The 12,942-nt window shown below is 69.1% G+C and carries 19 protein-coding genes and 1 pseudogene; 15 read left to right on the top strand and 5 right to left on the bottom strand.

From position 1 onward, the window contains the following. The first annotated feature begins 290 nt into the window (after window positions 1-290). Window positions 291-683 carry a hypothetical protein gene (locus tag ACFV9H_RS14420; RefSeq protein WP_385397548.1) on the top strand — a complete coding sequence of 131 codons (393 nt, stop codon included), beginning with the start codon at window positions 291-293 and terminating at the stop codon, window positions 681-683. 86 nt (window positions 684-769) lie between these two features. Here ACFV9H_RS14420 and ACFV9H_RS14415 read toward each other — a convergent pair. The 3 genes and pseudogenes from ACFV9H_RS14415 to ACFV9H_RS14405 all read right to left on the bottom strand — a co-directional run. Beyond that, window positions 770-1,331: pseudogene (locus ACFV9H_RS14415) on the bottom strand (IS5 family transposase); the annotation flags it as partial. An 82-nt stretch (window positions 1,332-1,413) separates the two neighbouring features. Further along, a complete protein-coding gene (locus ACFV9H_RS14410; protein WP_385397546.1) occupies window positions 1,414-1,584 on the bottom strand; it encodes a hypothetical protein in 171 nt (56 codons plus the stop codon). 33 nt (window positions 1,585-1,617) lie between these two features. Continuing rightward, the gene (locus tag ACFV9H_RS14405) at window positions 1,618-1,791 is read right to left on the bottom strand and encodes a hypothetical protein (RefSeq protein ID WP_385397544.1); all 174 of its coding nucleotides are present in this window, start codon (window positions 1,789-1,791) and stop codon (window positions 1,618-1,620) included. A gap of 657 nt (window positions 1,792-2,448) precedes the next feature. On the opposite strand from ACFV9H_RS14405, the gene ppk2 reads away from it, so the two are divergent. Beyond that, window positions 2,449-3,501 (top strand): polyphosphate kinase 2, encoded by a 1,053-nt coding sequence (ppk2, locus tag ACFV9H_RS14400; RefSeq protein WP_385397543.1) that lies wholly within the window; start codon window positions 2,449-2,451, stop codon window positions 3,499-3,501. Window positions 3,502-3,850: 349 nt separating this feature from the next. Here the strand turns inward: ppk2 and ACFV9H_RS14395 are convergent, their stop codons facing one another. Continuing rightward, window positions 3,851-3,985 carry a hypothetical protein gene (locus tag ACFV9H_RS14395; protein WP_385397541.1) on the bottom strand — a complete coding sequence of 45 codons (135 nt, stop codon included), beginning with the start codon at window positions 3,983-3,985 and terminating at the stop codon, window positions 3,851-3,853. 1,478 nt (window positions 3,986-5,463) lie between these two features. Between ACFV9H_RS14395 and ACFV9H_RS14390 the strand changes: the two genes are divergently transcribed. Together ACFV9H_RS14390 and ACFV9H_RS14385 are read left to right on the top strand one after the other, a co-directional pair. Beyond that, window positions 5,464-5,847 carry a VOC family protein gene (locus tag ACFV9H_RS14390; protein ID WP_385397539.1) on the top strand — a complete coding sequence of 128 codons (384 nt, stop codon included), beginning with the start codon at window positions 5,464-5,466 and terminating at the stop codon, window positions 5,845-5,847. Then, a complete protein-coding gene (locus tag ACFV9H_RS14385; protein WP_385397538.1) occupies window positions 5,844-6,719 on the top strand; it encodes a sigma-70 family RNA polymerase sigma factor in 876 nt (291 codons plus the stop codon). The genes ACFV9H_RS14390 and ACFV9H_RS14385 overlap by 4 nt, the downstream gene beginning before the upstream one ends. A gap of 464 nt (window positions 6,720-7,183) precedes the next feature. Here ACFV9H_RS14385 and ACFV9H_RS14380 read toward each other — a convergent pair whose 3' ends face one another. Next, a complete protein-coding gene (locus ACFV9H_RS14380) occupies window positions 7,184-7,378 on the bottom strand; it encodes a hypothetical protein (RefSeq protein ID WP_385397536.1) in 195 nt (64 codons plus the stop codon). 347 nt (window positions 7,379-7,725) lie between these two features. On the opposite strand from ACFV9H_RS14380, the gene ACFV9H_RS14375 reads away from it, so the two are divergent. From ACFV9H_RS14375 to ACFV9H_RS14325, 11 genes are all read left to right on the top strand, one after another. Beyond that, the gene (locus tag ACFV9H_RS14375; protein WP_385397534.1) at window positions 7,726-7,848 is read left to right on the top strand and encodes a hypothetical protein; all 123 of its coding nucleotides are present in this window, start codon (window positions 7,726-7,728) and stop codon (window positions 7,846-7,848) included. A gap of 112 nt (window positions 7,849-7,960) precedes the next feature. Then, window positions 7,961-8,272, top strand: a complete 312-nt coding sequence (gvpO, locus tag ACFV9H_RS14370; RefSeq protein ID WP_385397532.1) for a gas vesicle protein GvpO — start codon at window positions 7,961-7,963, stop codon at window positions 8,270-8,272. Window positions 8,273-8,318: 46 nt separating this feature from the next. Next, window positions 8,319-8,750: a gas vesicle structural protein GvpA gene (locus ACFV9H_RS14365; RefSeq protein ID WP_385397530.1), complete on the top strand. Its 432-nt coding sequence runs from the start codon at window positions 8,319-8,321 to the stop codon at window positions 8,748-8,750. Then, window positions 8,747-9,466, top strand: coding sequence for a GvpL/GvpF family gas vesicle protein (locus ACFV9H_RS14360; protein WP_385397529.1), 720 nt, complete (start codon window positions 8,747-8,749; stop codon window positions 9,464-9,466). Before ACFV9H_RS14365 ends, ACFV9H_RS14360 begins: the two co-directional genes overlap by 4 nt. A 5-nt stretch (window positions 9,467-9,471) precedes the next feature. Then, the gene (locus tag ACFV9H_RS14355; RefSeq protein ID WP_385397527.1) at window positions 9,472-9,708 is read left to right on the top strand and encodes a gas vesicle protein GvpG; all 237 of its coding nucleotides are present in this window, start codon (window positions 9,472-9,474) and stop codon (window positions 9,706-9,708) included. Between the two features lie 8 nt (window positions 9,709-9,716). Continuing rightward, a complete protein-coding gene (locus ACFV9H_RS14350) occupies window positions 9,717-10,316 on the top strand; it encodes a DNA primase (RefSeq protein ID WP_385397525.1) in 600 nt (199 codons plus the stop codon). Next, window positions 10,309-11,361 (top strand): SRPBCC family protein, encoded by a 1,053-nt coding sequence (locus ACFV9H_RS14345; protein ID WP_385397523.1) that lies wholly within the window; start codon window positions 10,309-10,311, stop codon window positions 11,359-11,361. Before ACFV9H_RS14350 ends, ACFV9H_RS14345 begins: the two co-directional genes overlap by 8 nt. Further along, window positions 11,358-11,678: a gas vesicle protein gene (locus tag ACFV9H_RS14340; protein ID WP_385397521.1), complete on the top strand. Its 321-nt coding sequence runs from the start codon at window positions 11,358-11,360 to the stop codon at window positions 11,676-11,678. The genes ACFV9H_RS14345 and ACFV9H_RS14340 overlap by 4 nt, the downstream gene beginning before the upstream one ends. Further along, the gene (locus ACFV9H_RS14335; protein ID WP_385397519.1) at window positions 11,675-12,478 is read left to right on the top strand and encodes a GvpL/GvpF family gas vesicle protein; all 804 of its coding nucleotides are present in this window, start codon (window positions 11,675-11,677) and stop codon (window positions 12,476-12,478) included. Before ACFV9H_RS14340 ends, ACFV9H_RS14335 begins: the two co-directional genes overlap by 4 nt. Next, window positions 12,475-12,660: a gas vesicle protein gene (locus ACFV9H_RS14330; RefSeq protein ID WP_385397518.1), complete on the top strand. Its 186-nt coding sequence runs from the start codon at window positions 12,475-12,477 to the stop codon at window positions 12,658-12,660. Before ACFV9H_RS14335 ends, ACFV9H_RS14330 begins: the two co-directional genes overlap by 4 nt. Beyond that, window positions 12,657-12,929, top strand: coding sequence for a gas vesicle protein K (locus ACFV9H_RS14325; RefSeq protein ID WP_385397516.1), 273 nt, complete (start codon window positions 12,657-12,659; stop codon window positions 12,927-12,929). The genes ACFV9H_RS14330 and ACFV9H_RS14325 overlap by 4 nt, the downstream gene beginning before the upstream one ends. Window positions 12,930-12,942: the final 13 nt, after the last annotated feature.

The following is a 12,942-nucleotide window of genomic DNA, read 5'->3' as shown; positions in this document are numbered from 1 at the left end:
GTGACATGGGCAACCCACCTCAGTCTCGAACAGAGCCCGCCCCTTCGCAGGCGGACATGATCAAGACTCCCGACACCTCCTCATCCGCCCAAGGCGGCCCGTGTTGATCAAATAGCGATAGACGGCGAAATCAGCACCCTCCGCGGCCCACGATGTGCTCAGCTCCGAGCACGGACGAAGCACCGCCAGCCTGCCCAAACGCCAAAGGATCACGTTGCTCAAGTCGTCATTGGCCTTGGACGTCGGAGGTCAGTGAAGGCTCGTGATCCGTGCTCTGGCACGCTGTCCCGGTGGACGATCTCATCGGCACTCAAGTACCTCGTCAGCGACTGACTGATCCGGCCTCCGCGGTCGCCGCCCTGGAACAGGCCGTCCCCGGCCTCGCCCTCCTCCGACGCACGGCTCCAGCCGGCATCGACTGGGCACTGGTCGAGGAATGCCTGAACACGAAGCTGCCCTCCGACTACAAGCTGCTTGCCAACAGCTACCCCGAGGAGTCCGCCGCCGACACCGCTGACGAGCTTGTTGCCCGCGGCCGGCGGCTGGGCCGACGCGCCGAGGACGCTGTTGAGCACGCTGGCCGTGTCGGCCTACTTGTCGGTCAGCGCGTGGCGGGCCATGGCGATGAACCCGTCGTGGGCGCCCGGCGGGTAGAACTTCTATTGACATCCTCCCCGGCCTAACTGATCGTTTCAGATTGAGGTTCTGAGTCGTCTCAGGCAGATGATGCTGCAGGCGAGTTGGAGCAGTCCTCGGTGGAGGTCGGCGCCCGGTCGGCGAACAGCCTGCTTGGCCGTGTGCGCGGGCGTCCACGCAGGCCCCGGATCGGTGGGGATCGCGTCCAGGAGCGGCAGGAGCTGTGTGACGTCGTGGCGGTTGCCGCCGGTCAGCTTGACGGCGAGTGGGGTGCCGTGCCGATCGCCGATCAGGTGGTGCTTGCTGCCCGGCCGACCCCGGTCGACCGGCGAAGGCCCGGTGTGAGCCCCCCCCTTTGAGCGCCCTGACGTGCGAGCCGTCGATCGCCGAGTCGTCCATCTCCAGGAGACCCGCCGCTCGCAGCTCGGCGAGAAGGGCCTCGTGCAAGCGGGGCAAGACGCCGACCTCAGTCCAGTCCCGGAGCCGACGCCAGGCTGTCACCCCTGAACAGCCAACGACCTGGATGGGCACATCGCGCCTGGCCACTCCTTGCGCAGCACGTAGGCGATGCCGGCCAGTGCGACGCGGTCCGATACCGGCAGTCGTCCGGGGTGGCGATGGCGTCGAGCAGGCCGGGTTGAGAGAAGTGGGGCTATACGCTCCCAGAGATCTTCGGGAACCAGGTCGGTAGACACGTTGGAGAGTCTGCCCGACGTCTTGTCAGGTATTGGCCGAGATACGAGTGTTGATGCGACCGGCGGCAGCGGGCGGTCTGGTTCAGCGCCAGCCACCGTGGCGAGGCTCCACGTGCTCGCCGAACGGTGGGTCGAACGCCTGCCCGTCGTCGTCGGTCACGACGTAGTCCGGTTCGGTCTTGATAATCTCCAGCGCGTCCGCCAGGTCATCGGCGAGCAGCCCGCCTTCCCCTTCGGAACTCGCGAACACCACAGGCCGGCGACCGTTCTGCTCGGCACACAGTAATTACGCCCCACCGGCAGACTCCCCGGCGATCACCTCCAGCGGCGCACCCGAGGCAAGCCTCAAGCCATCGCCATAGTGCTTTCGGTGGATGTCGAAGCCGAACGAGGACCGCAGCAGCAGATCAATCTCCGGGGTGGTCTGGATCAGGTCCAGCAGATGATCACTTGAGGTCATGGCAGGGACGATAGCGAGTGCCGCTGACGTGTCAGAGCCGGGGCGAACAGCTCGCCCGTGTCCGGCGGTGGCGCGACCCTTGGATGGCGCATGCCACATCCGCTGCGGAGGTCAGGCCACGCCTGCAACAAAGCAAGGCGGCCAACGTGCAGGATGACGACGGCCAGCGGATTACGGGTGACCGCATACAGCACGCGGTACCGGCCGAAGGGGCTGCGGCACAGCCCCGCCCCGTGCACGGCAGCGGCCCGCGGACGGGGCTCGGCGGACAGAAGATCGACAGCCCACAAGCGGCCATCGCGGTCCGGCGGGATCGTCCGCGAGCCCTGTACACGGCGGCCTCGTCCCGCACCATGCCGTGGGCCATCGGACCATCCTGCCTCGCAGGTGCTTGGGCTGGGCCCAAGGGGGACGTGACGCTGGCATCCCGCCCGCTCCTCGATCAACGTGGAAAGGCCGTAGGCCGTCAGCCGAGGGGCGGCGTCACGCTCGGTAGCCTGGCGTGCCGGCTCTCTTTTCCTCGGCGGCCGGCGATCAAGGCACCGATCCCTTCCCGCGCCGGTGCTCAGCTGATCGAGGGCGCCTGGCGCGACGCGGCTGCTCGCTCCCGTGGCCACGGCGACGGTAGTGACTCACGATGCGGGGTAGACGACCGGTGTGAGCGTGCAGGGCCGGCGCGAGAAGGACCGGCAGAAGGCGTTGCTCGCGGGCTTGAGCGTCGACGCGAGCCGGCCGGAGCAGCCCGTGCTGCTGGACGGGGCCGGTAGGCCGATTCGTACGTGGCGGGAGAACTATCCCTACGACCGAAAGTTGAGGCGGGGCGAATACGAGCGGACGAAGCGGATCCTGCAGATCGAGCTGCTGAAGCTGCAGCGGTGGGTCAGGGACACGGAAGCGCGTGTGGTGGTGATCTGCGAGGGCCGGGACGCGGCGGGCAAGGGCGGCACCATCCAGCGTTTCACCGAACGTCTCAACCCCCGCGGCGCTCGCATCGTGGCCTTGGACAAGCCGAGCGAGCGAGAGGCTGGTCAGTGGTACTTCCAGCGCTACATCGCCCATCTTCCCGGACCGGGGGAGATCGTGTTCTTCGACCGCTCCTGGTACAACCGGGCGGGCGTGGAGAAGGTCATGGGCTTCTGTACGGCCCTGCAGTACGAGCAGTTCCTCACCCAGTGTCCGACCTTTGAGGCCATGCTCGTCGACGACGGCATCGTGCTGGTCAAGTTCTGGTTCTCGGTCTCGCGTTCCGAGCAGCGCACCCGCTTCGCCATCCGCCAGGTCGACCCGGTCCGCCAGTGGAAGCTCTCTCCCACGGACCTGGCCTCCTTGGACCGGTGGGATGCCTACACCACTGCCAAGGTGGAGATGTTCCGTGCCACCGACACCGTCCATGCGCCTTGGACCGTGGTGAAGAGCAACGACAAGCGCCGCGCCCGTCTGGAGGCGATGCGCAGCCTGCTGTGGCGCATCGACTACGCCAGCAAGGACGAGGCGGCGGTCGGCCGCCCGGATCCCTTGATCGTGGGGGCCGCGGACACCCTCCTGGAAGCCGGGGAGGACCCCGCCGCCCTTTCCCCCACGCCCCTGGCAGACCTGACCGGCGGCCCCGGCCACCACCCACCCCCGCACCCCGGCAATCCGCCGGACGTCACTCCCCCCACCGAGCCGACGGGCCCGGGAAGCACCACTCCGGACCCACCAGCCTGCTGAGCCGCACACTGTGGGACGCCGCCACATCCCACCGCGCCACCGGAGGCGAGACGGCCCGCGCAGCCCTATCCCGGCGACGGCTGTGACCGACGCCCAGGCGGTCTGCCGACAGCCGCTGCCCCAGCGACATTCTGCGACCGGCTGACCGGGCGCAGCTGTCGAAGGCACCGACACACGATCTTGCTTCTCGTAAACAAGGCCAGCCCATCCCGAGCCTGCTGCTCACCTCCTGCCGTGGGGGGCACGGCGTGATCAACCATGTCCCCTACGGGCCCTGGCCGAGGTTCAGACCAGGCGGACAAGAACGGCTCCGTCTTTCCGCCTGTGGGGGCCGGCCGCCGTCGTGCGGTCAGTTCTGGCTGACGTCCCGGGTGACGCGGACGGTGACGAATTCCGACGGCCGGATGAGCGCCGCACCGATCTCGCAGGTCAGCTTGCCCTGCAAGAGTTCGTCGGGCGGGTTGTCGGTCTCGCCGCAGATCACGCAGAACGCCTGTTCAGGGCTCGCGCCCGCCAGCGCGCCCCTTGCGCCACAAGCTCATCAGGAAGTTGGCAACCATGACTGCCACGGATTCCTGGAGCCGGTCATTGTTGAGCTCGAACGCCACCCAAGCCGTGGACCGACGAATGGACTGCTCGATGAAGATCGCCAGCGGCGGACGTTCAGGTAGGAGTTTTCAGCGCCCGATTCATCGGCGGCGGCGAGGGTCCGTGCCCCCCCATACCAACAGCCCGCGGTCGGGGAACGAGCGCAGGCAATTGACGCCCTCACCGTCAAGCTCCGCCCACTCGCCATCGGTGAGGTCCCGAGTCAGCCCGGCCACGGCCACGCAGTTCTTCGTCGGCGGGCGCCTTGTGCACGCCACGGGCCGCGTCCATTCGGGCCCAGACGCCCGCGACGTGTCCGGTCGGCAGCACCTTGACCCGGCGCGGCGGCTATGTACAAGTCGTCCAGCCTGAACAGCCCGCAGCCGACCGCCTTGGCCTGGCGCATAGCCGCTGCCTCGTGGTCGTCCCCGTCGTCCTCCCAACCCGCCCGGGTCACCCGGAAGAGCGCCGGGGAGTCGCTCGCCCAGCGTCCGCGCCAGCAACTCCGGATCCGCCGAGGCAAGGCAACCGGAGCGAACTTCTCTTCCAGACAGGCAACCACCTCGGGCGTTGTCTGACAGGTACGTCTCTCGGTCCACCTGGCCATGGCGGCTTCGCTCAGGACGGTCTCCACACAGGCCAGCGATAGGCGGTCGAGGAAGTGGAGTCGGCTGGAATCCGGCAGGCGATCAGCGAGCAGAGCGACCGGCGGGTCCTCAGAAGAAGGGTCGGCCAAAGCCACATCCCACCCGGCGCAGCCCTGGTTCTCGCTGCGGAACACCCGCAGTTCGCCGGAAGGGTCAGACAGCAACTCGTCCGGTTCCAACAACGGATCCTGCTGGGCAACCAGGTCACGCCGTCGACCGAAAACGCGTAGCCTCCCTGAGAGCCACTGGGAGGCGGATCCCGAGACGAGCCTCAGCCCGCTGCACATATCAGCCGATACGAACCCATCAGCCGGCGACAACGGGGTGGACAAGGCAGCAGCAAAGCCTTGGACGAATGCCCATGCATCCGCCCGCACGGGGCATCCACCAGCCAGTGCCTCAGCCACGTCGAACCTGTCAGCCATGCTGACCCTACGCGGCCGCCACCCCTGCGCCGGACGGCACGGTGACCATCACGAAATGTGGGCCACAGTCTCGAATCTCTGCAGGGGGCACTCTTGTTGGGACCAAACCTGCTCAGTTGTTCTCCCCATCCTTGCGTGATCTCCCTCGGCGTCCCGAGCTGTACGCATGTGGCCGAGCCACACCCCATGCGCCCGGTATCCGCTGCAGCGGACCGTCCTGTTACCTTCGCCCGTCGGCATGCGTCATGGGTGTGACGACCGGATACGAACGGTCATCGCCCCACGAGTGAATCGAGAACAGGATGCTGACCAACATCATGTACGTGACGATCTACGTCACCGATCAGGACCGCGCGCTGGAGTTCTACACCGAGGGACTCGGTCTGGAGAAGCGGCTCGACTTCCCAGGACCCGACGGACGTTTCCTCACCGTCGGCGTTCCCGACGCCCCGGTGCAGATCATCCTGTGGTCGCATGCGGCGGCCGCGGGACAGCCGGGCGGCGCGGGCGTGCCCGGTCCGCTGATCCTTGAATCCAAGGACTTGCGAAAGGATTTCGAGGTCATGCGCCGGCGCGGCGTCACCTTCGAAGAGTCCGAACCCGTGGACTATCCGTTCGGGGTCCGCGTCGAGGCGGTGGACCCGGATGGCAACCGGATCTCGCTCCGTCAGCAGCGCAAGCCGTGACCGCCCAGCCGTCCGGCCTCGTGGCCGAGGCGTTCGAAGCCCAGCGCGATCGGCTGCGCGCCGTCGCGTACCGCGTGCTGGGCTCACACGCCGACGCCGAGGACGCGGTCCAGGAAGCCTGGATGCGCCTCGCCCGCCAGGACGCGGCGACCATCGACAACCTGGCCGGCTGGCTGACCACCGTCGTCGGCCGAATCAGCCTGGACCTCCTGCGATCCCGCCGAGCCCACCCCGAAACCGCCTACGAGCAAGAGTTCGCGAACCTCGTGGTGACCCCCGCCGACGCCCCCGCGCCCGACGAGCTGGTTGCGCTGGCCGATTCGGTCGGCCTGGCCCTGCTCGTCGTGCTCGACTCGCTCACCCCGAGCGAACGCCTGGCGTTCGTCCTGCACGACATGTTTGCGGTCCCCTTCCGGGAAATCGGCCAGATCCTGGGCAAATCCGCCGCCGCCACCAAGATGGTCGCCAGCCGTGCCCGCCGCAAGGTCCAAGCCCCGGACGGCACCACGGGCCCCGGCCGCGAGCACCGAGAGGTCGTCCAGGCATTCGGCGCCGCCGCCCTCAGCGGCGACTTCGAAGCGCTCCTGCGTGTCCTCGACCCGAACGTGAAGCTGACCGTCGACACCGCCGACGGCGTGGTCGTCACCCTCGGCGCCACCAAAGTCGCCGCCGGCGCCCGCATGTTCTCCGGCGAGGTCGCCCGCCAACGACCCGTGCTGCTCAACGGAATCCCCGGCCACATGTCCTGGAGCCCCGACGGAACACCTCTCTCCGTCATCGCCTTCACCGTCAGCGAAGGGCGGATCACCGGCATCCACATCGTCGTGGACCCGGCCAAACTCGCCTCGATCCATCTGACCGCCCCGGACTGAGCCGGTGCCGGCAGGCTCGCCCAGTCAGCGGGCCAACACGTCGTTTCCTGTGGCTGAAGCCCGTGCTGGTGACCAGCTCAGATGGGTGTCAGTGCGATGTGAGAGCCTCCGGCGAGTTACGACCTGGCTGTATGGGAAGGCGATCGGCCGGCGGATGACGAGACCGCCGGCCGGGTCTTCAACAACCTGCGCGATCGCTACATCGACAGCGAGGTCGAGGCATCCGAACGCATGGCGACCTACGTCGCCGTGCTTCTTGAGCGGTCGCGCGACCGAATCCTGATCCCCAATCACGTCGCCGGGCTTGGGCCGCGTTACAGGTGGCCAGGGTCCGCTGGCGCGGACACACCTCAGATGGGTTGATGACCGAACCAAGCACGGCTCTCCGGGCTGGTTGGGGCGGACGATTGCCGGGATGGCCGGCACGAGCCAGATCAGTCCCAGAACGGCCACAGCCGAATCTGCTACCGGCCGGCTGTCGACCCGACGGCCATGCACCCCCAGCAGGTGGAGGCGATCGTCAGCAGCATGGTGCGGGCCGCCCGCTGGATCGCCGGCGACGACTGGGCGCCCCTGGCCCTGCACGCGGAGGCCACGTCGTGGCGTGCGCGCCTCGACACCGCCCGCGCCAGCCGGGCCAGGCGTCTGCTGGAGACCACGGGCCTGCCTCTGGACCGGGATCGCCCCCCTCGTCGGCTTGAGCGGCGCGACTTCCCTGGTCCGCGCCTTCGCCCAGCGGGAGGGCATGCCCCCCGGGGCGTACCGCAGCCGGCACCCGGCCCGCATCCCCGGACGACGTCCGGGCGGGCAGCGGGTGAGGAACGTCATCGCGGGCACGGCCCCGGGCGGCCGCCGACGTTGCCAGGTTGCCCGGTGACCGGATCCAAGGCGCCGGAGGACACCCCGGTAGCGTCCTTGACGCGCAAGAAGGTGCCCGGCACCACAAACCCGGGGCAGCTGGTCGCGGCCGGTTTCGCCGCCGGCTCCCCCTCCGAGTTTCGGGCGGATGCCGCCGACGCTGCACGAAACCTGCGAACTGCAGCTCGGCACCACCGACATGCCCGCAGGGCGTCCCGGAGTCCGTCAGCTCCTCGCGGTCACGCCCTTCCTCGTGGTCACGGCGTACTGATCTCCCTCCCCAACACCCCCGAGAGAACTGACCAACAGTGACAAATCGATTGCCCATGGGCCTCAGACCGTTTTAGGCCGAGGCAGCCGGTCATACGAGGCAGGAGGCAATCATGGCGAACACATCTGACAACGACACACAGAAGAAGGCGGGCGAAGGGAAGCCGCCGCGCCCGGCCGAGGTGATCCTTTCGGCGATGCAGCAGCTGTCCCAGCTGCTCGGCCTGCCGGCCGAGGCGGTGAGCTCGTGCGAGCGCGCCGACGACGGCACCTGGAAGCTCGCGGTCGAGATCGTCGAACTGCCCCGCGTCCCGGACACGATGACGCTGCTGGCGTCGTACGAGGTCGAGGTCGACGGCGACGGCGAACTCATCGGCTACCGGCGCACCCGCCGCTATGAACGGGGCCGTGCAGACCGCCGCTGAAGGCGGCTTCTCCGTCCCTGCCCCCAAGAGAAAGGGAAACGGAACAATGACTGTCGTTCCTGCCCAGCCCGCACCCACCGCTTCCGGCGGTGGCTCCAGCGGCCTGTACGACGTACTGGAACTCATCCTGGACCGCGGTCTGGTCATCGACGCGTTCGTACGGGTCTCGCTGGTAGGCATCGAGATCCTCAAGATCGACATCCGGGTCGTCGTGGCCAGCGTGGACACCTACTTGCGATTCGCGGAGGCGTGCAACCGCCTCGACCTGGAAGCCGGCCCGCGCAAGAGCCCCGGTCTGCCCGATCTCGTGGGCGAGATGACCGAATCCGGGGCGCGTGGCAAGACCAAGGGCGCCCTCAGCGGCGCCGCCCAGACCATCTCCGACGCTTTCACGCAGGCCCGCGAGGAGAGCTCGGAGGAGAAGGCCGAGAGCCGGCCGCGTCGGCGCACCGCTACCCGCCGGGAGGAAAAGGAATGAGCACCTACGTCTACGGCATCACCCGCGCCTCGCAGAAGCTGCCGGGCACCATGGACGGCATCGGCGAACCGCCGCTACCGGTCCGCACCGTACGGGCAGGGCAGCTGATGGCCCTGGTCAGCGACGCCCCCACGGAGCTGAAGGCGAAGCGTCGCGATCTCCTGGCCCACCAGCGTGTGGTGATCCAGGCTCAGGCGGGCGGTCCCGTCCTCCCGATGCGCTTCGGTGGCGTCTCCCCCGACGACGACACCGTGGGGGCGATCCTGAGCGAACACCACGACGCGTACATGGAACGCCTGGAGGCGTTGGCGGGCAGGGACGAGTTCAACGTCAAGGCCAACCACCAGCAGGACGCGGTCCTGTTCGCCGTGCTCGCCGACGACCCCCAGCTCCGCGCCCGGCACCAGGCCCTGCGTGCGGCGGGCGGCGGCGGCCACGACGAGAAGCTGCTGTTCGGCGAACTCGTCGCCCGCGCCGTCTCCGAGCGCGAGCGTGAAGACGCCGAACTGCTCGAGCAGACCCTCACCCCGTACGCCGAGGGGGTGCGCCGAGGCCCCGAGAGCGCGGGCTGGCTGGCCAACCTCTCGTTCCTGGTCGACCGCGACCGGCGCGAGGACTTCCTCGCCGCCGTCCGCACGCTGCACGAGCAGCACGAATACCTCCAGCTGCAGGCGACCGGACCGCTGCCGCCGTACAGCTTCGCCGACGCGGGCTGAGCGCCATGGGGCTGCTGAAGGAAGTACTGCTGCTGCCGGCCGCGCCGGTTCGAGGGACGGCTTGGGTCCTGCGCCAAGTCGTCGCGGAGGCGGAGCGGCAGTACTACGACCCTGCCGTCGTCCAGCGCGAACTCGCACAACTGGTCGAGGCCCTCGAGGCAGGGGACATGGACGAGTCCGAGTTCGACCGCCGGGAGGACGAGCTCCTGGCCCGATTGGAAAACAGGATGCGACCGCGATGAACCACCGCATGGCAATGGGACTGGCCGTGAGCGCCGGCTACGTACTGGGCCGCACGAAGAAGGCAAAGCTGGCCTTCGGCCTGACCACCCTGGTGCTCGGCCGCAAGCTGGCCCCGGACGCAGCTTCGGTCGCGTCCTTCCTCGGTAGCCGCATGGGGGACAACCCGCAGGTGAAGGAGATACGCGAGCAGTTGCGCACCGATCTGCGCGGTGTTGGATCGGCGGCCGTGAGCGCCCTGGTCGACCACCGGCTGGAGGCGGTCGCGGACCGCCTGCACGACCGCACGCTGGACGTGCAGGACCGCCTCGCGGGACTCACCGGCAAGGGCGATGGCAAGGTTCGGCAGCCCGATGGGGCCGGTGAGGCCGATCAGGCGGACGAGGCCGACGAGACCGTCGGCACCGGCGACGAGGAGGGTGACGGCGACGGCAATGGCGAGCGGCCGACGCGCAAGCAGGCAGCCCCCCGGGCCGGCAGCCGCCGTACCGGCTCCACGAGGGCCAAGAGTTCGGAGAAGACGAGCACCAAGAGCACCGGCAAACCCCCCGCCCGACGCACTGCCAAGCGGTCTTCCCGCCGCGGCCAGGAAGGCGACGGCGATGCCTGAGACCGCCCTGGCACGACTCAAGGACAGCCCAGCCGCCGATCGGGCCAAGGAGGAGCTGGAGCGCTACCTCGTGGCGCAGGCCCAACGGCTCCTGGCGGGCGCCGCGCGAACCATGGGCCGCTCCACCGCTCACCTGAACGCCATCGCCGACGGCAGCAGCCCCGGATTCCGGGCACTGGCCCTCGAAAGCGCCCGACGGATCGGCACGGGCCGCGGCCCCCTCCGGGCGGTCGTCGAATCCGGCGCGAAGCAAGCCAAGGACACGGCCGCGCACGCGCTGCGCGACCGACTGGGCAGGTGCGGCGGAAAGCCCGGCCGCGGCAGGCCCACCGCCATCCTGGAATCGGTGGACGTGGGCGTGCCCGTCGATGAGGCCTACCACCAGTGGACCCGCTACCGCGACGAGACCACGGGCAACCGGAACGCCAAGGTCTTTTGGTCCCGCCGCAGCTGGACGGTTCACCTCACCGATCAGATCCCCGACGAGCGAATCGTCTGGACCTCCGAGGGCGACAAGGGCACCGCCCGCGGCGTGGTCACGTTCCACGAACTGACGGTCGACCTCACCCGCGTCCTCCTGGTCATCGAATACCACCCCCAGGGCCTCGTGGAGAAGACCGCCGCCCTCTGGCACGCCCAGGGCCGACGGGTCCGCCGGGACCTGGAGGACTACGCCCGCTGCCTCACCCTCAAGGACGGCCCGTCCGACGGCCGGGGCGGCGAAATCCGGGACGGCGAGTTCGTCGACTCCAGCGAGGATCTCTACGAGGACGACGGCGCAGAGGAACCCGATGAGATCGACGCCGGGGACACGACCGACCTCTACGGCGACGAGGCCGAACGCGGCGATGCGGACGAGCGGGAGTACGAGGGGGACTACGAGGCCGAGGGGGAGGATGTGGACGAGGAGGTGGACGAGGGCTACGCGTACGAAGCCGACGGCCTCGACCACGAACAGGCGGAACCCGACGAGGAACCCGAGCCCGAGCGCGAGCGGGAAGCCGCCCGGCCGCGCGGACGCCACGGAAGCCGACGGTCCGCATGACAACGCCCTCCGGCCTGCCCCGGCCCTACGACGACAGCTCCAGCGCCAACCTCGCGGACATCCTCGAACGCGTCCTGGACAAAGGCGTGGTCATCGCCGGCGACATCCGCATCAACCTCCTCGACATCGAACTGCTCACCATCAAGCTCCGCTTGGTGGTCGCATCCGTCGACCGCGCCAAGGAGATGGGGATCGACTGGTGGGAACAGGACCCCGCCCTCTCATCCAAGGCCCGCCACCGCGAACTGGGACGCGAGAACGAGGAACTCCGCCGACGCGTCGCAGAACTGGAAGCACGGCAGGAGGAACACCCGTGAGCGACGAACTGTTCTACGTCTACACCGTGTTGCGCACCGCGACGCCGCCGTCCCCGCCGCTGGACCTCGACATCCCGGCCGCTCTGGGCAAAGGCCTCGAACTCGTCGAGCACGAGGGGCTCACGGCGGTCGTCGAGCCCGTCGACGCGGCCGACTTCGACGAACAGCCACTGCGCGCCCATCTGGAAGATCTGGACTGGCTCGCCGACGTGGCCCGGGCCCACCACCGGGTGGTCGCCCGCGTCGGCAGCCGGACCACCACCGTCCCCCTCCGGCTGGCCACCCTCTGCCGGGGCCGGGAGGGAGTCCAGCGGATGCTGTCCGAGGCCCGGGCGCCCCTGAGCGAGGCCCTGGAAAGGGTCACGGACGCGGAGGAGTGGGGGGTCAAGCTCTACGCACGACCCGCACCCGCCGCCCCTCCGCATGCCGAGCCCGGCGCGGCGGCCTCCACCGGCGCTCCCTCGGGCCGGGACTACCTGCGCCGCCGCATCAGCGCCCGGCGGGCTCAGGCCGACCGTACCAGCCAAGCGCAGAGCGCTGCCGATGCCCTCCACGAGAGGCTCGCCCGCAGGGCGGCAGGCGCCGTGCTCCACCCGCCCCAACAGCAGCAGCTCTCCAAGGCGCCGGGCCAGAACGTCCTCAACGCCGCCTACCTCGTTCCCACGGCCGACCGGCAGGCATTCCTGGACGGCGTCCCATCCGCGGACGACCTGCCGGCCGGCCTCGGGGTCGAACTCACCGGTCCCTGGGTGCCCTACTCCTTCACCCACACGCCCACCGTGCCCACGGACCCCTCGTGATCGCAGACCAGGACGTCGCCCTCGTCGACCTCCTCGACCGCCTCCTGGCGGGCGGGGTGGTGCTCGCGGGCGACATCACCCTGCGGATCGCCGACATCGACCTCGTACGCATCGACCTCAAAGCCCTGATCAGCTCGGTGAACGACACCGTTCCCCCACCCTGGAAGCAGGGAGCCCCATGAGTCGCCCGCAGAGGCTCGACCTGGACCCCGACTCCGTCGAACGCGACCTCGCCTGCCTCGTCCTGACCGTCATCGAACTCCTGCGGCAGCTCATGGAGCGCCAAGCCATGCGCCGCGTCGAGAGCGGCGGTCTCACGGAGGAGCAAGAGGAACGCCTCGGCCTGACCCTGATGCTCCTGGAAGACCGTATGGACCTCCTCCGATCCCGCTTCGGGCTGCGGCCCGAGGACCTGAACATCGACCTCGGTCCCCTGGGAAAGCTCCTGTGAAAGGGGGTTTGCC

This window comes from Streptomyces sp. NPDC059874, from assembly GCF_042731135.1.
Taxonomy (GTDB): Bacteria; Actinomycetota; Actinomycetes; order Streptomycetales; family Streptomycetaceae; genus Streptomyces.
The sequence above is the reverse complement of the archived record's forward strand: the minus strand, read 5'-3'. Positions and strand labels throughout refer to the sequence as shown.